Origin of the sequence: Pantoea sp. B65 (assembly GCF_047308185.1) — a bacterium.
Taxonomy (GTDB): Bacteria; Pseudomonadota; Gammaproteobacteria; order Enterobacterales; family Enterobacteriaceae; genus Erwinia.
This window is the reverse complement of the sequence record NZ_JAHXPU010000011.1, coordinates 1-20,588: the sequence shown is the minus strand read 5'-3', so window position 1 is coordinate 20,588 and position 20,588 is coordinate 1. Positions and strand designations below refer to the sequence as shown.

The window sequence follows — 20,588 nt, the reverse complement described above, 5'->3', positions numbered from 1 at the left end:
TAACATGATTGAGAAACTTCACGCCACCGGCGTGCAAAACCAGATGATTGCCGAAATGCAGCGTATGCAGGCACAGGCCGCCGCAGGCGCCATCGATCCGGCCAGCGGCGACCACCGCATCAGCGCAGGGGCGCCCTCCTTTGGTCAGGTGTTGGATAACGCCGTCAGCCATGTTGACGGGCTGCAGCACTCCGCCAGCGACAGGCAGCGCGCCATCGAAATGGGCACCAGCGACGATTTAACCGGCACCATGCTGGAGAGCCAGAAAGCCAGTATCGCCTTCTCTGCCCTGATGCAGGTGCGTAACAAACTGACCCATGCTTTTGACGAAGTCATGAATATTTCAATGTAAGGGTGTGTTGTGCGCGGAAAATTTAAACAGATGCTGGCGGGCTTTCCGGCAGACCAACTGAAAAAGTGGCTGGTGCCGGGCGCCATCGCCGTGGCGATCACGGCGGTGGTGATCGCGCTGCTGTGGCGCAGTAATAACCAGTACACCACGCTGTTTGGCTCCCAGGAGAATATTCCGGTCGCCCAGGTGGTGGAAGTGCTCGCTGGCGAAGGGCTGGGTTATCGCGTGGAACCGAACAGCGGCAATCTGCTGGTGCGTGAAAGCGATTTGCCAAAGGCGCGTATGGCGCTGGCCGCCAAAGGGATCAGCGCGCAGACGCCGAAAGGCTACGAGCTGATGGATAAAGAGGAGATGCTGGGGAGCAGCCAGTTTATTCAGAATGTGCGCTTTAAACGCAGCCTGGAAGGGGAGCTGGCTCAGAGCATTATGGCGCTGGATAGCGTCGACTTCGCGCGCGTGCATTTAGGCATCTCTGAAGCCAGCTCTTTTGTCCTCAGCAACAAACCTGACAGCAGCGCATCGGTAGTGGTGCGCCTGAAGTATGGCAAAACCCTCAGCGATGAGCAGGTGGCGGCGATCGTTAATCTGGTGGCCGGCAGCGTGCCGGGGATGAAACCGGCACAGGTACGGGTGGTGGATCAACACGGCGCTCTGCTCTCGGCCAATATCGAAGAGTTGCTGAGCGGGCGTAGCGGGATCAAAAACAGTAGCGAGATGATTCAGCGGCTGCGCAATGAGATCGAACACAATCTGGCACATATTCTGACGCCGGTGATCGGCGCGGAAAACTTCCGCATCAGCGTGGTGCCGCGGATTAACTTCAGCCAGGTGGAAGAGACTCAGGAGCGTTATCTCGGCGACCCGCGCGTCAGCAGTGAGAGTCTGCAACAGGAAAATACCACCGACCAGCTGGCGATCGGCATTCCCGGTTCGCTGAGTAACCGGCCGGTCGCGACAACGCCGCCGGCGGAAAACAGCAATCCGCAGGCGCTGTCGACGCGTAACCAGGCGCAGCGCCAGTTTCAGTTTGATCGCGATGTGCGCCATGTGCGCTATCCCGGTTATCAGCTGGAGAAGCTGTCGGTGGCGGTGGTGCTGAATGAAAGCGCCAAAGCGGTACAGGGATGGAGCGAAGCTAATCACCTGGCGATGAATCAGCTGCTGGCCAATGCCGCCGGCATTGATACCCGACGCGGCGACGAGCTGACCCTGACGCAACTGTCATTTACCCGGCCGGAGGTAGCGGAAGTGGCGGAGCTGCAGTGGTGGGAACGTGACAGCACTCTGCTGTGGGCCGAGCGTGGCGGTATTGGTCTGCTGGCGCTGCTGGTGATCCTGTTTGGTCTGCTGCCGATGATGCGGCGTGTCGGCCAGACGCCGGCGCATCCGAAGCCGGCGTCACCGGCGCTGCCGGATGGCGTCTTCGTCAGGGATGATGGTGAGAAAGAGAGCGAGCTCTCTCCGGTGCTGGCTGCGGGAAACTTGCCGGGTGATGACCATCTGCCGCCGCAAGGTTCCGGACTGGAAACCAAAGTCAGCTACTTACAAACCCTGGCGCACAGCGAGACCGATCGCGTCGCCGAAGTATTGAAACAGTGGATAGGCAGCAATGAGCTTAGCAACAGCAGTGGAAAATAACCTCAGCACTAGCAAACCAGCGAAGGGTAGCAGCCATACCCGTCTGGAGCAGGCCGCCATTCTGTTGCTGAGCATTGGTGAGGAGGCGGCCGCAACGGTGATGAGCAAGCTGTCGCGCGAGGAGGTGCTGCGCCTAAGCGAAACGATGGCGCGTCTGCATGGCGTCAGGGTGGCGCAGGCGCGGGTGGCGCTGAATAACTTTTTTCAGGATTACCGCGAGCAGAGCGGTATTAACGGCGCCTCGCGCAGCTATCTGCGCAGCATTCTGGAAAAGGCGCTGGGGGGCGAAATTGCCCGTAGTGTGATTACCGGTATTTACGGCGACGAGATCCGTTACCGTATGGCGCGCCTGCAATGGGTGGATGCGCCACAGCTGGCGGCGTTGATCGACCAGGAGCATCTGCAGTTGCAGGCGGTGTTTCTCGCCTTTTTACCGCCGGATGTCGCGGCACTGGTGTTAATGCATCTTGAGCCGACGCGCCAGAACGAGATCCTCTACCGCATTGCCAAACTGGATGACGTCAATCGCGATGTGGTCGATGAGCTGGATCGGCTGATCGAGCGCGGCGTGGCGGTGCTGTCGGAGCACGGTTCCAAAGTGCAGGGTATCCGCCAGGCGGCGAATATCGTCAACCGGATTTCGGAGAACCAGCAATCGCTGCTGGACCAACTGCAGGCGCGTGACGAGCAGGTGGTCGATGCGCTGAAAACCGAGATGTACGAGTTCTTTATTCTCAGCCGGCAGAATGCCGCCACCCTGCAGCGACTGCTGGAGGATATTCCGCTGGAGAAGTGGGCGATTGCGCTGAAAGGTACCGAACCGGTGCTGAGTCAGGTGATCTTCGATGCTATGCCGCGCCGTCAGGTGCAGCTGCTGCAAAGTACCATTAGCCGCCTTGGTGCGGTGCCGGTCAGCCGGATTGAGCAGGTGCGCAAAGAGATTATGGCTTACGTACGCGAACTGGCGGAAGAGGGTGAGATTCAGGTGCAATTGTTCAGTGAACAGACCATGGAGTAAGCGATGATCAGCAAGCTAAAAACGGAAGCCGGCGGCACGGCGCGTCTGCACCAGTTTCCACCGCTGCGCCATGGCTGGCGTGCGGCGGACGCGGGCAGCAGCCACTATCAGCAACAGCTGATGGACGGCTTTCAGCAGGGCGTCAGCGATGGTTTTGAGCAGGGACTGCAGCAGGGCAAAGATCAGGGATATCAGGAGGGGCTGCGCAGTGGCCGCGAAGAGGGGTTGCGTCTTGGACGCGAGGACGGCAAACGCATTGCGCATACCCAGTTTATGCTGGCGGCACAGCCGCTGGATGCCCTGATCCGGCAACTGCAGACGACGCTGAACGAACATGAGCAGCGGCGCCGTGCCGAGCTGCTGCAACTGGTGGAGAAAGTGGCGCGCCAGGTTATTCGTTGTGAGCTGGCGCTGCAACCGACGCAGATGCTGGCGCTGGTGGAGGAGTCGCTGCTCAGCCTGCCGGAGGCGCCGACCCGGCTGCGGGTATTGCTGAATCCGGAAGAGCTGCTGCGCATCAGCGAAATCGAACCGGCAAAAGTGGCGGAGTGGGGCCTGACTGCGGAAGCGGAGCTGGAATCCGGAGAGTGTCGGGTGATTACCGAGTCTGCCGAAATGGATATTGGTTGTCATCACCGGCTGGAACAGTGCATGGACGCCTTAACGCAGAATCTGAGCGAAGCAGCGGGTGAGTGATGAGGGATAACGCCGCGTTTGATAAGGCGCTGAGGTCGATCGACAACATTGCGCTGGCGCGCGTCGCCGGACGACTTGTGCGGGTAAACGGCATCCTACTGGAGAGTATTGGCTGTCGTCTGGCGGTGGGACAACGCTGTCAGGTTGAAGACGCCAGCGGCGGACTGGTCGACGCGCAGGCGGTCGGCTTCGATCGCAACGTAACTTTTCTGATGCCGTTTAAGCAGCCGGAAGGGTTGATCGGCGGCGCCCGGGTGTTTCCGGCGGAAAAGTCCGCCGGGGTATCGATTGGCGCCAGCTGGCTGGGGCGGGTAGTGAACGGGCTTGGCGAACCGATTGACGGCAAAGGCAAACTCGCGGGCGACAGCCTGTTGCCACTGCAGCCGGAGTCAATTCATCCGCTGACGCGCAAACCGGTAGCGACGCCGCTGGATGTCGGCGTGAAGGCGATTAACGGTCTGCTGACCATTGGCAAAGGGCAGCGCGTCGGGCTGATGGCCGGTTCCGGCGTCGGTAAAAGCGTGCTGCTCGGCATGATCACCCGGGCGACGCAGGCCGAAGTGGTGGTGGTGGGGTTGATTGGCGAGCGCGGGCGCGAAGTGAAAGAGTTTATTGAACATGCGCTGCAGGCCGCCGGGATGGCGAAGTCGGTGGTGGTGGCGGCGCCGGCGGATGAATCGCCGCTAATGCGTATTAAAGCCACCGAAATGTGCCATGCCATCGCCGCCCATTTTCGCGATCGCGGCAAAGATGTGCTGCTGCTGGTCGACTCGCTGACGCGTTACGCCATGGCGCAGCGTGAGATTGCGTTGTCACTCGGTGAGCCGCCAGCGACCAAAGGCTATCCGCCCTCGGCTTTCGGCATTATTCCCCGGCTGGTGGAGAGCGCAGGCAATAGCGACAGCGACGGCACTATGACGGCGATTTATACCGTGCTGGCGGAAGGCGATGACCAGCAGGATCCGATTGTCGACTGCGCGCGCGCGGTACTGGACGGCCATATTGTGTTGTCACGCCAGCTGGCGGAAGCCGGGCACTATCCGGCAATCGATATTGGTCAGAGCATCAGCCGCTGCATGAACCAGGTGACCGGGCGTGAACATCAGCAGGCGGCGCAGACGCTGAAGCAGCTGTACGCCGACTATATGGCGCTGAAGCCGCTGATTCCACTGGGGGGCTATGTTGCCGGTGTCGATGCCCAGGCTGACCGTGCGGTACGTCTGTATCCGGCTATCGACAGCTATCTGTGTCAGCAGGTAGATGACTGTGCCTCGCTGCAACAGTCGATCGTCGATCTGACTGCTCTCAGCCGTGCTTAATGTGGAACGCCAATGTTTAAAACCCGGAAAACTATCGCCACCCTTGAGCAACTGCGCCTGCTGCGTGAACGGGCGGTCAGCGAAACCAGCGGCAAACTGGTGCAGCAACAGCAGCTGTGCCAGCGCTATCACAACAATATTGATGCGCTAAATTCGCTCAGCAGTGGCGATGCGATTGCCAGCCAGGACGCCACGCAGATGCACAATCTGGCGCGCTACAAAGCCAATATTCAGCGGGTGATTGACTGGCAAAAACAGGAGCACGCGCTGGCGCAGATCGAGCAGCAGCAGTTACAGCAGGACCTGATCCTACAGGCCTGCCGCGAGAAGACGGTGGAAGTGGTACTGCAACAGCAACAGGCGGCACTGTTGCGCGCACGCAACGGCCAGGAACAGAAAATTACCGACGGACAGGCGATGCAGAGCTGGCTGCGCCATCGCCGCAGGCATCAATAAGGGGGGACTAAGATGAAAAACCGGCAATCCGATCAACGCGCGGGCAGTTTGCTGCAGCAGTTGCTGGCGCGTAACAACACCGCAGCGCAGGGTGAACTGCCTTTTGTCAGTGTGGTGACCCCTACCTGGAATCGTCGTGCTTTTTTGCCGTTCCTGCTGCATATGTTTCTCTATCAGGATTATCCGGCGGATCGGCGTGAGCTGGTGATCCTTGATGACTCTGAGCAGAGCAGCGCCGATCTGGTCGCCAGCTTAAGTCAGTATGCGCCGCACCCGCAGCTGATCCGCTATTACCATCAGTGCGAGCGCCTGACGCTGGGACAGAAACGTAATCAGCTTAATCAGTTAGCGCGCGGCGAGTATATCGTCTGTATGGATGATGATGACTATTATCGCGCCGACAAACTGAGCTATACCATCAGCGAAATGCGGCGGCATAAAGCGCTGTTTGCCGGCTGCGACAGCATTCCGGTGTGGTACAGCCATGTGAATCGCATTTATCAGACCGCCAGTATCGGCAGACGGCATGCCCTGAATGGCACCTTTGCCTGTCATCGCAACTTCCTGAAGAAACACCGCTATGACGATGCCGCCAATCTGGCGGAAGAGTCGTCGTTCCTGAAGGGGTTTACCGTACCGGTTTTGCAGCTCGATCCTTTCCGTTCGATTTTGTGCATTTCCCATCATGCCAATACCTACGACAAAGATTTTATCTTTAGCAACTGCCAGCGCCTGCCGCTGACGCTGGAAAGCATCGTCACTGACCGCTATCTGCTGCAGCACTACCAGCGACTGAACCGCGCGACGGCCGGCAGCAAGATCGCATGGGAGTTTATCGATCGGATAGTGATTAATGCACACTCCGGGCAGGCGCAGGCGGCGGAACGCATGCAGCGACAATTACTGGAGCTGGGGGCGCTGCCGCAGCAGCTGGCGTTTTATCGTCCGGCCAGTCAGTCCGAAGCGGCGCATAGCAGTCAGCTGGCGATCGTCAGACGGGCAAAGGCGCAGCAGTGGCGCAATGTATTGGTCGTCGATGAAAACGCGCTTTTTGTCCGCCAGGAAAAGGCGATTATCAGTACCAATAAGCTGTTCGCCGCCCTGCAACATATCCCCTGGGATGGCGCCTTCCTCGGCTGCCAGCTGGATACTGCTTTTCCACTGGCATCGCTACCCAGCGCGGTAAAAGTTTCCGGCGCGCGCCAAACGGCGGTGGCCAGCCTGTTCAGCCAGCGTAGCTATGACGCGTTGATTGCCGCGCTGTCGGCGCCGGATGCCAGCGCAACGTCGTGGCAGATGCTGTTTCGTCATGGTCAGTGGCTGGCGGTGTATCCCAGCCTGATTTACCTCGACAGCGATGCCAGCGGTAAGGATCTGATCGCTGACTTCTTCAAAAAATTACCGACAACTTTACCTAATACTATTATCTCTACGGAACAGTAATGAAACAGATACGGAGTTATATCCCCCAATATCTCTTGCGCCTGCACGAGGCAGACTGGCACTGCCAGTGCCCAACGTGTCAGCAGGACTACCCTTTTGTCATTATCGACTGGCAGGATCAGCGGCGCTACAGTGCCAGCCTGAGCTGTGAGCGGGTGGCGCAGGACATCCTGTTTAACGCTGACGCTTTTGTCTTGCACAGCGCGGAAGAGATGTCAGCCGCCGCATGGCAGCCGAATCAGCTGCAGCAAAAGATTAATCAGGGCTGCATTAACCTGGCAATAAGCGACGCGGGGGACATCCCGGTGAAGCTTTATGCCATCGGTATTTATATCAACCAGATGATGAAATTATCGGCTGACGACGTCGCACAGATTACCCGCTGTGGCGAGGAGTTTAGCCGCCTGCTGGCGCAGGGCGCTCTGGCCGAACATTTTGATCTGCTGCCGGTGATTAGCAAATACAAATTGCAGGCGGTCAGAGCCTTAAGCGCCACCCGGCTGGATACCACGCTTGATGCCCGGGCGGGCATGGCGCTGTCGTTAAAGTTAAATGAGTTTACTGTGCTGGCGGATAACTATCTGGAGCAAAACCTGACGGCGTTAGATCAGGATGCGCAGCTGGCGACTTTTATGCAGCAGCACCGGCAGCTGTGGCAAAACTTTATCCTGTACCGCTGCTATCACCATCTGTTCCCGCTCAATAGCCAGGATGCATTTTTAGCGCTGTGCGGCGATGTTTATCTGCTGAAAATCTTGTGCGGGTTGCTGATACAGAGTGAAATTGAGCTGGATGAAGTGCGTATCAGTGCGCTGTTTGCCGCCATGGAGCGGCAGCCGGTGAGGTTAACCTGCGATGCCGATATGCTGCTGGTTGGATTATCGTTATTGAAATAACTGACGGGCGGCATTGATGCTATGCCGCCCGTGCTGATGGCTTAAACCATCATCCCTGATAAAACATTGTGGCCGGTTCCGGCCGGATAAGCTGTTGCAGGGTCTCTTGCTGCATGCTTAGCAGCAGGCCGTTACGTTGATTGATTTGCTGGCAATGCAGGGCACGGCTTTCCAGGGTTGACCAGCAGGTCGCCACCTGGGCAGCAACGCGTTCGGGGAGACAAGGCAGGATTTTTTTGAGCCCTTCGCTGTCCGGAGAGAGATTTAGCGCACACAACAGGCTGTGGCGGCGTTGCGCCGACAGGTGTAATTGTTGATAGAGAGACATCAGCCGCTGTCTCACCTCTTCACTGCCGTTACTGTCGCAGGCGATGATTTTTTCATGTTGCAGCTGCAACAGGATCTGCAAGCTGTCGTAATGCTGCAGGTCCTGTTTAATATCGGCCAGCAGCTGTTTTACCCGCCCGGTATTACTGTTCATCGACGAAAATAGTCCATCATGCTGCGCGCCAGCTTCTCACTGTCGGGCGTGAGTTCACCGCTGGCAATCGCCTGTTTCATTTCGGCGACGCGTGCCTCGTCCACTTCCGGCATCTGGCGCAGCGACTGTTGCGCTTCACTGATAATGCTGCCGGACTCCGCAGTTTTCGCCGTGGTGGTGGTTTTTTTACTGTCGTCCGCTTTTTCGCTGGTGGTCGTGAGGCCAGAGGAAACCGGACGCAGGTTGGAAACGGTAATTTTCATCATGTCTTGTGCCCTTAACGCAAAATATGTTCTCGGTGTCAGGTAATAACGGCACGCGGCGGCGGAAAGTTAAATTCCGCTTTGCATCATGCGCCTGGAGCCAGCAGCATGCGCACCACGCCGACATCATCCACCAGCGCTGAGACCACCTTCTGGCTGCTCAGGTTACGCACCTTAATCACATCGCCTTTGCGTCCTTTTTTCATCGCTTCCCCGATGCTTTTCGCCTCAATGCCATCCTGAGCGGCGATCATCACTACCCGCTGACCCCGCTCGATGACCAGCGGCTGCTCAAGCTGGGCAGGAGAGATGGCCTGCATATCGCGGATACGCTTTTTCACCGTCAGGCCCAGTACCTCGTCCGGGCGGCTGATATAGCCGTCACGCATACCGCTGATGTTGCGCTTTTTCAGCTCCACATCGCTGGCCGCTAACTGCTTACCACGCTCCAGACTGGTTTTAGCCACCAGGATCGGCAGATAGATATCCGGTTTCACCGTTACCGCAATTTCCCAGCGGTTCGCTCCTTCACAGCGAATATCGTAGCGTAATCGCGCCAGATCGAGACGGTCGCCTGCCGGTAACGAGGAAATTAAGGGTTGGTCACAGCGCGGAAACCGGCTGACTTCCGTGGGAATAAATACGTTGAGTTTGCTGCTGTAGCCCTGCCAGTTTTTCTGGCGCGCCACGCGCTGAATATCCGCCGTGGCATTGACGGTGGCCTGACTGTAGATCTGTTTACGCGCAGTTTGTGGTTCCACTGCGGACCACGCCGGCCGGGCGGAAGCCAGCATCAGAACGGTGGTGGCAAGGAAACAGGCTTTCCGCTTATTGGCGACGATGTACATTTTATCCTCATTAAATCAACTGGTTATAGTTTGGCACGCAATTTGCTAAATGGCTGCGAATCAATAATCAGGAGGAGTACATCGTGGGAATAAGTTTTGACAAGGCGCTGAGCGTTCATCCGGCCGCACTACAGCTTCGACTTTCCCGAGCAGAGCTGTTGTCGGCGAACCTGGCCAATGTGGATACCCCGAACTTCAAGGCTAAAGATATTGATTTTGCCGCGGAGATGCAACGCTCAATCAGCAAAAGTTCATTCGCTGCGGCGCCGGCGGTGAAATATCGCGTGCCTTATCAACCAGCTACCGACGGCAATACCGTGGCGCTGGATGTTGAACAGGCGGAGTTCTCAAAAAACACGCTGGATTATCAGGTAAGCATGCAGTTTCTCAATGCAAAAATTATCGGCATGAAACAGGCAATTGAAGGGAAATAATCATGTCATTCAATGAAATATATCGTGTTTCCGGTTCAGCCATGACCGCGCAAACCGTGCGGCTGAATACCATCGCCAGTAACCTGGCGAATGCGGAATCACCGGCCGCCAGCGAGGCGGCCACCTATAAAGCGCGTCGCCCGGTATTTGCCGCCATCTACCAGAACAGTCAGCTGATGGATAACCGCGCCATGGCGGGCGCCCGGGTGCAGGTACTGGATGTGGTCGAAACCGGCGGCGCTATCCGGCGCTATGAACCGGGCAGCCCGCTGGCGGACAACGAGGGGTATGTGTTCTACCCGGACATTAATACCGTTGAGGAGATGGCAGACATGATGTCTGCGTCACGCAACTTCGAAACCAATGTGGAAGTGCTGAACAGCGTGAAAAGTATGCAACAGAGTTTGCTGAAACTGGGAGAAGGATAACCATGGCGCTTAACAACGTACAACGTAATGAAAACAATGATGTTTTCAACGCTCAGCAGTCGCCGCAGAGTAACGGCAGCGTCAGCGATATGTTCCTGAAACTGCTGGTGGCGCAGATCCAGAACCAGGATCCGACCAACCCGACCGACAGCGCGCAGTACATCAGTCAGTTGTCGCAGATGTCGCAAATGGAATCGATGCAGGCGCTGACGGAAACCATGGCGGGCGTTTACTACATGGCGGAAAGCATGCAGGCGCTGGGGATGTCGAATCTGGTCGGGCAGCAGGTATTTGTCAGCAGCAACGCCATTCAGATCGAGAACCAGCAGCGGATTGAGGGTCGCCTTAATCTGAAGCATCCGGCGAATAACGTTACCGTGCATATCAAAGATGCCGCCGGCAAAGAGATCAAGCTGGAGCTGGGGAAACAGGCGGCGGGCGATGTGGAATTCACCATCGATCCGGCTGAACTGGGACTGAGCGATGGCAAATACACCCTCAGCGTGGTGACCGATACCGGCGAGAAAGAGGTGTCGGTTGAAATCGCCGGGACGGTGAACAGCGTGCGCTTTGATCCGCAAACCGGTGCGCCAATGCTGAATATCCCCGGCCTCGGCGAGGTGGCTTACAACACCATTCGCCAGTTTGGCAACAGCAAAGTGCCCGTCGGCGGGCGATCCAATCTGTTTTCGGCGCGTTCTGGCTTAACCAACAGTTCCGCGCAAATTTAAGGACCATTTTATGAGTTTTAATATTGCAACTTCCGGCCTCAATGCTGCAACCAAACAGCTGGGCGCCATCAGTAATAACATCGCCAACGGCGGCACCGTTGGCTATAAAGCGATGCGTGCAGAGTTTGCTTCGCTGTATGCCAGCGGCCAGCCGCTGGGCGTCGGCGTAACCAGTATCTCGCAGAGCATTGCGCAAAACGGCAATGTCACCAGCAGCGCCCGTGGCCTCGATCTGGCGATTTCCGGCAACGGTTTCTTTGTCACCAAAGACAGCAGCGGCAAGACCAGCTACACCCGTGCCGGTTATATGGGTACGGATATCAATGGCTATCTGATCAATAACCTCGGCAATAAAATTCAGGGCTATACGGTGGGCGCCAACGGTCAGCTACAGACCGGCGTCATCAGCGACCTGCAGCTGAAAACCGGTGGTATTCCGGCGAAAGCCACTGACAGTCTGGAGTTCACCGCTAACCTGAATGCCAATGCCAGCATTCCGACGGTGACGCCATTTGATAAGGCGAACTCCGAGAGTTACAACAATACCTACAGCAGCAAGGTGTATGACTCACTTGGCCGCGAACACAATATCGAACAGTACTTTGTAAAAACCGCCGACGGTGAATGGAAGGCTTACTACTTCGTTGACGGCGCCGCCGCTACGCCAGCCTCTGTCGATCTGTCGTTCAATACCAACGGCGTACTGATTATGCCGGCCGCCCCGGTCAATATTCAGGCGCCGGCAGCAGGAGCGCAGCCGCTGAATATCGCGCTTAACTATACCGGCAGCAGTCAGTACGGCACCGATTTCAACGTGTCAAAAAACAATGCCAATGGTTACGCCGCCGGTGAACGTAACGGCGAGCAGATCGATGAAGACGGCAAGATCTACGCCACTTACAGCAACGGTGAGCGCATGCTGCAGGGGCAACTGGTACTGGCGACTTTTGCCAATATCGACGGCCTGGCATCGGAAAACGGTACCGCATGGTCGATGACCAATCAGTCTGGTCAGGCGTTGCTGGGCGCGCCGAAAACCGGTCTGAATGGCGCCATCAAAGCGTTTGCCCTCGAAGACTCCAACGTTGATATGACCGCCGAACTGGTGGGACTGATGTCAGCACAGCGTAACTATCAGGCCAACACCAAAGTCATCTCGACCAATGAGAAGATGACGATGGCCCTGTTCCAGGCGATTTAATTATGGATCGTTTGATTTATACCGCCGTCAGCGGCGCCAGCCGTAGCCTGACTCAGCAGATGATTCACTCCAACAACCTTGCGAATGCCAATACCGAGGGCTTTCGCGCCGATCTGGAGCGGGCCAGCACCCGGCGGGTTCAGGGCTATGGCTATGACTCGCGTTTTCAGGTCAGTAGCCAGAACGGCGGCATCAATATGGCGCCAGGGGCGCTGCGTGAAACCGGTCGCGAACTGGATTTCGCCATTAAAGGCGATGGTCTGGTGGCGTTACAGGATGGACGGCGCGAAGCCTATACCCGTAGCGGCCATATTGATATCGATGACGAGGGCAACCTCTCCGTTAGCGGCTTACCGCTGCTCGGTGAAAATGGGCCCATCCAGCTGCCGCCTTTCTCTCAGGTTGCTATCGGCGACGACGGCACCATTACCGTGATCCCGGAGAATGGCGATATCGCCGCAGCGGCGGATGTCGATCGTATCAAGCTGGTGGCTATTCCGGCGGAACAGCTGAGTAAAAACAATGATGGTTTGCTGGTCAGCAATCGCGCCACCACGCCGCGCAGCGAAAGCGTCATGGTCGCTTCCGAACATCTGGAAACCAGCAACGTTTCGGCGATTACCGAGATGGTACAAACCGTGTCATTGAGCCGTCAGTTTGAAGCGCAAATCAAAATGATGAAGGCCGCTGAGTCGCTGGCGCAGGCGGGTAACCGCCTGATCCGTGGCAGTTAACCAACTTCAGGAAGCATAAATTATGAATCCCGCATTATGGGTAAGTAAAACCGGTCTGGCGGCGCAGGATGCCAAAATGACCGCGATTTCTAATAACCTGGCCAACGTCAATACCACCGGTTTTAAACGCGACCGGGTGGTATTTCAGGATCTGTTTTATCAGACGCCGCGTGCGCCGGGCACCATGCTTGATCAAAACAATGTCGCGCCGAACGGCGTGCAGTTTGGCAGCGGCGTCAGGATCCTTGGCACACAGAAGCAGTTTACCGTCGGTTCGATGCAGGTCACCAATCAGGATCTGGATGTGGCGATCACCGGTCAGGGATTTTTCCAGGTAGAGACGCTGGATGGCGATATCGCCTATACCCGCGCGGGCAACCTCTCTATCAGCCCGGACGGCGTGCTGACTAACGCCCAGGGGCTGCCGCTGGTGCCGCAGATTGAACTGCCGGAGCACACCAAAAAACTGTCGATTGCCAAAGATGGCACCGTGACCGCCAGCGTCGGCGGCGAAACCGATGCGGTAGAGCTGGGGCAGATTACGCTGGTGAACTTTGTCAATCCGGGCGGTCTGGAAGCGGTTGGCGGCAATCTGTATCGCGAAACCGCCGCCAGCGGTGAAGCGGTAGAAGGTGTACCGGGCGAAGAGGCATTCGGCGCGCTGGAACAGGGCTCGCTGGAGGGTTCTAACGTGCAGGTGGTGGAAGAGATGGTGGATATGATCACCGTACAGCGTGCCTACGAGATGAACGCCAAAATGGTTTCAGCAGCCGATGACATGCTGAAGTTTATCAATCAGCAAATGTAACCGTCAGGCGGAAGCGCGGCTTCCGCCTGAAGAACGATCACAGGTAGAACCATGAATAAATTGCTGATGCTGCTCAGCGTGTTGCTGCTGGCGGGCTGTGAAAGCTCGGCCTTGCTGGTACAGAAGGATGATGCCGCTTTTGCCCCACCGGAAAGCCCGGTCCAGCCGGAGTCGAAGGTCAGCGGCGGCGGGCTATATAACAACAACTATAACTGGTCGCTGACGCAGGATCGCCGGGCATATCGCGTCGGCGATATCCTCACCGTGCGGCTGGATGAAACGACCCAGTCGAGCAAGCAGGCAAAAACCAATTTTGGCAAAAAGAACAGTGCCGAGTTAGGCGCGCCGACGCTGTTTGGCGCCACCGTCGATGACCTGAGCGGCTCGGTATCCGCCAACCGCAACTTCAACGGCAATGCCAGCTCCGCTCAGCAAAATATGCTGCGTGGCTCGATTACCGTGGCGGTGCATCAGGTACTGCCCAGCGGCGTGCTGGTGATCCGTGGCGAGAAGTGGCTGACGCTGAACCAGGGCGATGAATATATGCGCGTCACCGGGCTGGTGCGTTCCGAAGATATTCAGCGCGATAACTCGGTGTCGTCACAACGTATTGCCAATGCCCGCATCTCCTATGCCGGTCGCGGCGCGCTCAGTGATGCTAATTCAGCGGGCTGGTTAACCCGATTCTTTAACCACCCTCTGTTCCCTATTTAAGGTAAATCAAGATGTTACGTTATGTTTTTTTGTTTCTCGCGGCGGCAACGGCGCTGGCGGGCCTGCAGGTCCGCGCCCAACCGCTGAATAGCCTGGTCGATGTGCAGGGGATTCGCGGTAACCAGCTGGTGGGCTATAGCCTGGTGGTCGGGCTGGATGGCACTGGCGATCGCAACCAGGTGAAGTTTACCAATCAGTCGGTGACCAATATGTTGCGTCAGTTTGGCGTGCAGTTGCCGGAAAAAATCGATCCGAAAGTGAAGAATGTGGCGGCGGTGGCGCTCAGCGCCACCCTGCCGCCAATGTATGCGCGCGGGCAAACCATTGATGTCACCGTATCGTCGATTGGCGATGCGAAAAGCCTGCGCGGCGGCACCCTGTTGCTGACCCAGCTGCGCGGCGCCGATGGCGAAGTGTACGCGCTGGCACAGGGGAATGTGGTTGCTGGCGGGGTAAAAGCCGAGGGCAACAGCGGCTCCAGCGTGTCGGTCAACACCTTAACCGTTGGCCGGGTGCCAAACGGCGCCAGCGTGGAGCGCGAAGTGCCGAGCGATTTTCAGGATAACAGCCAGGTAATGCTGAACCTGAAACGTCCCAGTTTTAAAACCGCCAACAGTATCGCGGTGGCGCTGAATCAGGCATTTGGCAGTGGTACGGCGCTGGCGAAAAGCGCCACCAACGTATCGGTTAATGCACCGGCCGATCCCAGCGCGCGCGTGGCGTTTATGTCGATGCTGGAAGATGTGCAAATCAATGCCGGTAAACAGGCGCCGCGCGTGGTGTTCAATGCCCGTACCGGCACCGTGGTGCTGGGCGACGGCATTATTGTGCGCGCGGCGGCGGTATCGCACGGCAACCTGACGGTGACGATTCGTGAATCAAACCAGGTCAGCCAGCCAGGACCGCTCAGCCGCGGCCGGACGGTGGTGACGCCGCAAAGTGATATCGCGGTCAGTCAGGGTAATGGTCAGATGGTCACCATTCCGGCCGGGACCAATTTGCGCAGCATCGTCAACACCATCAACAGTCTCGGCGCATCGCCGGACGACATTATGGCCATTCTGCAGGCGCTGCATGAAGCCGGGGCGCTGGATGCGGAATTAGTGGTGATCTAAGGAGATTAACGATGATAACCCCGCTACGAAGTGAGTTTTCCGCCATACCCGGCGATATCAGCGGCAGGGTCCGGCCGCAAACTATTGCCCAGGCCGCAGAGCAGTTTGAGGCGATGTTTCTGCGCACCATGCTGCAGCAAATGCGCAAAAGCGTCGATGCGCTCAGCAGTGAAAATGGCATGTTCAGCAGCCGTGAAGCGCGCACTCTGCGCGATTTTTATGATGATGCGCTGGCCCAGGATCTGGCCAGCCAGCGCAGCACGGGGATCGCCGATCTGCTGATTAAACAGCTGTCCGCGGATGGCGGACGGACAGCATAAGAAGCGCCAGACATCCCGACGTTGCGCGGCGTTCACGCTGCCGGCGCCGGGGCTTAGCACCATCTCTAATGGAGGATCAGATGAGTTTACATTCTATTGGCTATAGCGGCGTGCAGGCCGCACGCATCGGCATGAATGTTACCGCACTAAATCTCAGTAATGCGTTGACTCCAGGCTATAGCCGTCAGCACATTGTGCAGCAGGCGATTGGCCCGATGGGCAATCAGCGTCTGTTTAGCGGTAACGGCGTAGAGGTCAGCCAAATTATGCGTATGGCCGATCAGTTTCGAATTGGCCAGGTGTGGCGTGGGGGCACGCAAGTCAGCTATTACGATCAGACCCAGACTTATCTTGGCGGGCTGGAGACAATTCTCGGTTCCGATTCCACCGGGATCGGCGACGGCCTGGATAACCTGTTTAAATCACTGAACGGCGCCACGGAAAAACCGAATAATCAGGCGATGCGTCAGGATGTACTGACCGAAGCCAGATCGCTGGCGATGCGCTTTAACAACGTGCAGAAATTTATTCAGAGCCAGCGGAGCGATATTCAGCAGCAACAGCAGGGGACGGTGGTCAGCATTAACACCCTGACGGAAAATATTGCCAAATATAATCAGAAAATTGTCGAAATCACCGCCGCTGGCGGCGATACCAATATTCTGCGCGATCAGCGCGACGAGCTGGTGAAAGAGCTGAGTAATTACGCCGATGTACGCGTGAATATTAATGATAAAGGCGAATATAACATCTCACTGCCATCGGGCCAGCCGCTGGTTAACGGCAAAGATTTTGGCACTCTGAGTATTCAGCCAGACAGTAACGGCATGATGAAGATGACGCTCAGCTACGCGGGCAGCAGCTATGACACGCCGATGTCCTGTGGCGGCAAACTTGGCGCTCTGCATGACTATGCCAGCGGGACGCTGAGCGAGATGGATGAATCGGTTAAGGGGATGGCGCAAGCGCTGGCGACGGCATTTAACGCGCAGCTGGCCAGTGGTTTTGACTTAAATGGCAATCCGGGCGGCGCGCTGTTTATTTTTGACGCTAACGATCCCGGTGGAATGCTGCAGGTTACGGATTTGCAATGGCATGAGCTGGCATTCTCTTCTGCTGCCGGCGAAAGCGGCAACAACCAGAACCTGCTGGAGCTGATTAAGATTAAAAACCAAAACTATGACATTCCCGGCATGGGTGAAACCAGTCTGGATAATGCCAGCGCCACCCTGATCAGCACCGTGGGAATTAAAAGCCGCCAGAATCAGACCGAATTACAGTCAGCCGTGGCGTTGCTGGAACAGGCGATTATCCAGCGCGATAACTACAGTGCGGTGAATGACGACGAAGAGTATATCAACCTGTCGACTTATACCCAGTCGTATCAGGCCAATATGAAAGTGATTGCTACCGGCGACCAGATATTTCGCGATCTTCTGGCGCTATTCTAAGGAGCCTGTTATGAGAGTCAGTACCCTCACCTTTACCAATACGGCGCTTAATAATTTTAACCGCAATAATATGCAGTTAAGTAAAGTACAGACGCAAATCAGTCTGGATAAGCGTATTACTAAGCCCTCCGACGATCCGATCGCCAGTAGCCAGCTGGCGCAGTTGCGTCGCGAGCAGGCGGCGATCGGCCAGTATCAGCACAATATCAGCCGGTTATCCGGCAATCTGGCCCAGCAGGAAGTTCATATTGATGCCACCAGCAGCACACTGATGACGATGATGGATAAGATCCGGGAAGCCAATAACGGTCATCTTAGCGTGGCAGATATGGACGGCTACGGCACCGAACTGCAGGCGCTAATGGAGTCGCTAATTGCCCAGCTGAATACCCGCGATGCTGACGGCAACTATCAGTTTGGCGGCACCATTACCGATCGACCTCCGGTAGTGCAGGATCCGGCGACCGGCCAGTGGATCTATCAGGGTAACGATAACCAGTCGGCGGCGACCGTCGCCCATGTTGTTGATATCCGGGTGACCACGCAACTGGCGCAGGCTTTCGGCAGCGATATGGCGACGCTGAATCAGTTGCAGGATCTGATTGGCAAAATGAAAGATCCGACGCTGCCGCCCTCCAGCTATGCCGAAGATATGGGGCAGATGTTGTCCGGGTTACAGGAGAACCATAACCGTGTGGCAGCGCTGTATACTGACCTTGGCGGGCGGCAGAATCATCTGACGCTGCTGAATGATGCGCACAGCGATAATGACGTGGTCAATCAGCAGGTGATTGAGCAGCTTCAGGGACTTGATTATGCCGAAGCCTGGATGAATCTGATGCGTTACACCTCATCCAACGAGGCGGCTTACAAGTCATTTGTCCAGGTTTCGCAACTTTCACTGTTTAAACTGGGCTAAGTTTCCATCATGCAGGTAGACACACATCGTAACTCACTGTTAACCCCCTCCGCGCTGGCGGGGGGAACTATCCGGCAGAGCGCGGCGATCGCCGGGCGGCAGAATATGCTGGATCGTAAAGTGGCGGGTTTTCCCGATCAGCCGCTGATTTCTGCGCAGCCGCTGCGCTATAACGTGCAGCTGAATCAGCAACTGACCCATGTGCAGCAGGCCGATCACTTTCTGCAGCGTACGGAAAAGCAGGTGCTGCAGCTGAATCACGCCATTACGCGCCGCGCGCCGATCGCTGAGGTGCAGGGGCAGGCGGAAGCACTACAGCAGTTGCTGACGTTCCGCCAGCAACTATCGGGCGGCACTGTCAGTCGTCAGTTGCAGGTGTCGCTGGAGGCCAGGCCACAGGTAAAATTTACCCTGCGTGATGGCAATACATTGCTGAATAATCCTCAACCGGAGGTGCTGACTTTTTCACTGGCCGGGCAAAAGCGTGAAGTCAGCGCGGCTTCGCTGCCTGCGGCAAGCTCTGCCCGGCAGGCGCTGCTGACGTTAAATCAGGCGCTGGGTAAATGGGGGATTTATGGCAGTCTCGACAGCCAGCGGCAGGTTAGTTTTCAGGTGGCCGAGCAGGACTGGGCGCGTATCGATCAGCACCTGAGCGTGAAGGGGGGTGGCGAGCGTTATCCGGAAAATCAGTTTTTCCCGGTGAAACCGCAGATGGAAAATGGGCTGGAAGATGATGTGCAACGTTTCCTGAAGACGCCTTCCGTCAGCACCGCGCGGCAGCTATTGCCATGCCTCGATAATGCGTTAACCACACTGTCGCAGCAGCGCCGTGGCCTGCAGCGCAGTAAGGCGGCGGTACAGATGCGAATTGAGAGTATGGCGACGTTTAGCGGCAGTGATACGGCGCAGGCGGCATCCAGGCAGCTGGCGCAGCAACTTAACCATGAGAGTTTTGCTCAGCTGACGCAGGCTCTGGCCGCGCAGGCGAATGTGCACTGCGCAACCGTGCGCAATGTGCTGGCACAGAGCCAGCTATCGGCACGGGCGGCATAAATGCCGTCATTATGACCGATGCTTATGTTACGGGAGCCATAAATGCCGCCCCTTGTATCTTGTTTTCTGTGGTGGTTAGCTACCACTACATGAAACGGAGGCAGATTCAGGCTCCCCTTAAGGCTCTGACCTTCATTCGTAGCATAATCCCTCCGTTTCTCCTTTCACGCCAGCATCTACTCTGAACGGTAACCGGAAGCTCTGACTTCGTATGTACAAGGCAGGATGGCGTGATGGTTTATGTGAAAGGGAGACAACCTCATGATTTATCTCGGCGTTGATATCAGCAAACAAAAATTCGATGTCTGCCTGCTCCCCGAAGGCTCCTCGGGGAAAAAGAAAAGCAAAGTCTTTAAGAATGCACCCGGTGCTGACCGGGAGCTGAAGACCTGGCTGCTCCGGCAGAAGTGTGATCCCGCACAGGTGACCGTGGTTATGGAGGCGACCAGCGTTTATCACGAAAACCTCGCCTTTGCCCTTCATCACGACAGCACCGTAACCGTCTGTATGGCAAATCCGCAGCGGGTGCGCGAGTTCGCAAGAGGCATGGGTATCCTGACCAAAAATGACACCGTGGATGCTTTTGTTCTGGCCTGCTACGGTGAACTGAAACAGCCTGAACCCTGGGTTCCCCCCGCGCCGGAAGTCCGCAAACTGCGGGCACTGTTGCGCCGCCGGGACGCCCTGCAGGAGGATGTGCAGCGCACCCTCAACCGCCTGGAAAAGGCTCTCTCAACGCAGACGCCGCGCGAGGTGATAACATCCCTTAAGCGCACCCGCCAGTGGCTGCAGAAAGAGCTGGAGCGCATAGAGCAGCTTATCGCAGACCATATAAACAACCATCCCGGACTGAAAGAAGATCTCGACCTGCTGAAGTCGATAAAGTGCGTCAAGGATAAAACCGGCCAGATGATGCTGGCAGTTCTGCGCGCAGGAGAGTTCAGGAGCGCTTCGCAGGTGGCGGCGTATCTCGGTCTGGTCCCGGTGGAAAGGTCATCAGGAAGCTCGGTATGGCACAGGCCGCGGATGTCAAAGGCGGGGCCACCGGAAGTGCGTGCAAAGCTGTATGTGGCCGCGCTGAGCGCCATTCGTTATAACGCACAGGGCAAGGCGCTTTATGAGCGGCTGCTTGCCAGAGGCACCGCAAAAAAAGCGGCAGTGGGTGCGGTGATGAGGAAACTGGTGCATCTGTGCTACGGGGTACTGAAGACACGGCAGCCATGGGACGCAAACTATGCAGCTACCGCTTGACGTTCAAGACGGTAGCTAC

General features: G+C 56.8%; 24 protein-coding genes. 21 read left to right on the top strand and 3 right to left on the bottom strand.

From position 1 onward, the window contains the following. Positions 1-4: 4 nt before the first annotated feature. The 8 genes from JWF83_RS00945 to JWF83_RS00910 are packed head-to-tail and all read left to right on the top strand — an operon-like array spanning position 5 to position 7,818. Positions 5-352 (top strand): flagellar hook-basal body complex protein FliE, encoded by a 348-nt coding sequence (locus tag JWF83_RS00945; RefSeq protein ID WP_413648027.1) that lies wholly within the window; start codon positions 5-7, stop codon positions 350-352. 9 nt (positions 353-361) lie between these two features. Beyond that, positions 362-1,990, top strand: a complete 1,629-nt coding sequence (gene fliF, locus JWF83_RS00940) for a flagellar basal-body MS-ring/collar protein FliF (protein ID WP_413648026.1) — start codon at positions 362-364, stop codon at positions 1,988-1,990. Further along, positions 1,962-3,008 (top strand): flagellar motor switch protein FliG, encoded by a 1,047-nt coding sequence (locus tag JWF83_RS00935; RefSeq protein ID WP_413648025.1) that lies wholly within the window; start codon positions 1,962-1,964, stop codon positions 3,006-3,008. The genes fliF and JWF83_RS00935 overlap by 29 nt, the downstream gene beginning before the upstream one ends. 3 nt (positions 3,009-3,011) lie before the next feature. Further along, positions 3,012-3,704 carry a flagellar assembly protein FliH gene (gene fliH, locus JWF83_RS00930; RefSeq protein ID WP_413648024.1) on the top strand — a complete coding sequence of 231 codons (693 nt, stop codon included), beginning with the start codon at positions 3,012-3,014 and terminating at the stop codon, positions 3,702-3,704. Continuing rightward, the gene (gene fliI / locus JWF83_RS00925; RefSeq protein WP_413648421.1) at positions 3,704-5,023 is read left to right on the top strand and encodes a flagellar protein export ATPase FliI; all 1,320 of its coding nucleotides are present in this window, start codon (positions 3,704-3,706) and stop codon (positions 5,021-5,023) included. Before fliH ends, fliI begins: the two co-directional genes overlap by 1 nt. Before the next feature lie 12 nt (positions 5,024-5,035). Then, positions 5,036-5,479 carry a flagellar FliJ family protein gene (locus tag JWF83_RS00920; protein WP_413648023.1) on the top strand — a complete coding sequence of 148 codons (444 nt, stop codon included), beginning with the start codon at positions 5,036-5,038 and terminating at the stop codon, positions 5,477-5,479. A gap of 12 nt (positions 5,480-5,491) precedes the next feature. Next, positions 5,492-6,922, top strand: coding sequence for a glycosyltransferase family 2 protein (locus JWF83_RS00915; RefSeq protein WP_413648022.1), 1,431 nt, complete (start codon positions 5,492-5,494; stop codon positions 6,920-6,922). Continuing rightward, positions 6,922-7,818: a hypothetical protein gene (locus tag JWF83_RS00910; RefSeq protein WP_413648021.1), complete on the top strand. Its 897-nt coding sequence runs from the start codon at positions 6,922-6,924 to the stop codon at positions 7,816-7,818. Before JWF83_RS00915 ends, JWF83_RS00910 begins: the two co-directional genes overlap by 1 nt. A 49-nt stretch (positions 7,819-7,867) precedes the next feature. Here JWF83_RS00910 and flgN read toward each other — a convergent pair whose 3' ends face one another. The 3 genes from flgN to flgA all read right to left on the bottom strand — a co-directional run bounded on the left by flgN (position 7,868) and on the right by flgA (position 9,410). After that, the gene (gene flgN / locus JWF83_RS00905; RefSeq protein WP_413648020.1) at positions 7,868-8,299 is read right to left on the bottom strand and encodes a flagellar export chaperone FlgN; all 432 of its coding nucleotides are present in this window, start codon (positions 8,297-8,299) and stop codon (positions 7,868-7,870) included. Next, a complete protein-coding gene (flgM, locus tag JWF83_RS00900) occupies positions 8,296-8,565 on the bottom strand; it encodes a flagellar biosynthesis anti-sigma factor FlgM (RefSeq protein WP_413648019.1) in 270 nt (89 codons plus the stop codon). The genes flgN and flgM overlap by 4 nt, the downstream gene beginning before the upstream one ends. 83 nt (positions 8,566-8,648) lie before the next feature. Continuing rightward, the gene (flgA, locus tag JWF83_RS00895; protein ID WP_413648018.1) at positions 8,649-9,410 is read right to left on the bottom strand and encodes a flagellar basal body P-ring formation chaperone FlgA; all 762 of its coding nucleotides are present in this window, start codon (positions 9,408-9,410) and stop codon (positions 8,649-8,651) included. An 83-nt stretch (positions 9,411-9,493) separates the two neighbouring features. Between flgA and JWF83_RS00890 the strand changes: the two genes are divergently transcribed. The 13 genes from JWF83_RS00890 to JWF83_RS00830 all read left to right on the top strand — a co-directional run bounded on the left by JWF83_RS00890 (position 9,494) and on the right by JWF83_RS00830 (position 20,569). After that, entirely contained in the window at positions 9,494-9,844 is a 351-nt protein-coding gene (locus tag JWF83_RS00890; protein ID WP_413648017.1) for a flagellar basal body protein, read from the top strand. A 2-nt stretch (positions 9,845-9,846) separates the two neighbouring features. After that, positions 9,847-10,272, top strand: a complete 426-nt coding sequence (gene flgC, locus JWF83_RS00885; protein WP_413648016.1) for a flagellar basal body rod protein FlgC — start codon at positions 9,847-9,849, stop codon at positions 10,270-10,272. Between the two features lie 2 nt (positions 10,273-10,274). Then, on the top strand, positions 10,275-11,003 hold the full coding sequence (locus tag JWF83_RS00880; protein WP_413648015.1) for a flagellar hook capping FlgD N-terminal domain-containing protein: 729 nt from the start codon (positions 10,275-10,277) through the stop codon (positions 11,001-11,003). Between the two features lie 10 nt (positions 11,004-11,013). After that, positions 11,014-12,204, top strand: coding sequence for a flagellar hook protein FlgE (flgE, locus tag JWF83_RS00875; protein ID WP_413648014.1), 1,191 nt, complete (start codon positions 11,014-11,016; stop codon positions 12,202-12,204). A 2-nt stretch (positions 12,205-12,206) separates the two neighbouring features. Next, positions 12,207-12,938, top strand: a complete 732-nt coding sequence (locus JWF83_RS00870) for a flagellar basal body rod protein FlgF (protein WP_413648013.1) — start codon at positions 12,207-12,209, stop codon at positions 12,936-12,938. A gap of 22 nt (positions 12,939-12,960) precedes the next feature. Further along, positions 12,961-13,746, top strand: coding sequence for a flagellar basal-body rod protein FlgG (gene flgG / locus JWF83_RS00865; RefSeq protein ID WP_413648012.1), 786 nt, complete (start codon positions 12,961-12,963; stop codon positions 13,744-13,746). A 51-nt stretch (positions 13,747-13,797) separates the two neighbouring features. Further along, positions 13,798-14,460, top strand: a complete 663-nt coding sequence (gene flgH / locus JWF83_RS00860; RefSeq protein ID WP_413648011.1) for a flagellar basal body L-ring protein FlgH — start codon at positions 13,798-13,800, stop codon at positions 14,458-14,460. Between the two features lie 11 nt (positions 14,461-14,471). Continuing rightward, positions 14,472-15,575, top strand: a complete 1,104-nt coding sequence (locus JWF83_RS00855; RefSeq protein ID WP_413648010.1) for a flagellar basal body P-ring protein FlgI — start codon at positions 14,472-14,474, stop codon at positions 15,573-15,575. Between the two features lie 11 nt (positions 15,576-15,586). After that, positions 15,587-15,895 carry a rod-binding protein gene (locus JWF83_RS00850; protein WP_413648009.1) on the top strand — a complete coding sequence of 103 codons (309 nt, stop codon included), beginning with the start codon at positions 15,587-15,589 and terminating at the stop codon, positions 15,893-15,895. Between the two features lie 80 nt (positions 15,896-15,975). Next, complete coding sequence (flgK, locus tag JWF83_RS00845) at positions 15,976-17,346, top strand: flagellar hook-associated protein FlgK (RefSeq protein ID WP_413648008.1); 1,371 nt, start codon at positions 15,976-15,978, stop codon at positions 17,344-17,346. A 10-nt stretch (positions 17,347-17,356) separates the two neighbouring features. Next, positions 17,357-18,265 carry a flagellar hook-associated protein FlgL gene (gene flgL / locus JWF83_RS00840; RefSeq protein ID WP_413648007.1) on the top strand — a complete coding sequence of 303 codons (909 nt, stop codon included), beginning with the start codon at positions 17,357-17,359 and terminating at the stop codon, positions 18,263-18,265. Between the two features lie 9 nt (positions 18,266-18,274). After that, entirely contained in the window at positions 18,275-19,318 is a 1,044-nt protein-coding gene (locus JWF83_RS00835) for a hypothetical protein (RefSeq protein WP_413648006.1), read from the top strand. Positions 19,319-19,579: 261 nt separating this feature from the next. After that, positions 19,580-20,569 (top strand): IS110 family transposase, encoded by a 990-nt coding sequence (locus tag JWF83_RS00830; protein WP_413647956.1) that lies wholly within the window; start codon positions 19,580-19,582, stop codon positions 20,567-20,569. Positions 20,570-20,588: the final 19 nt, after the last annotated feature.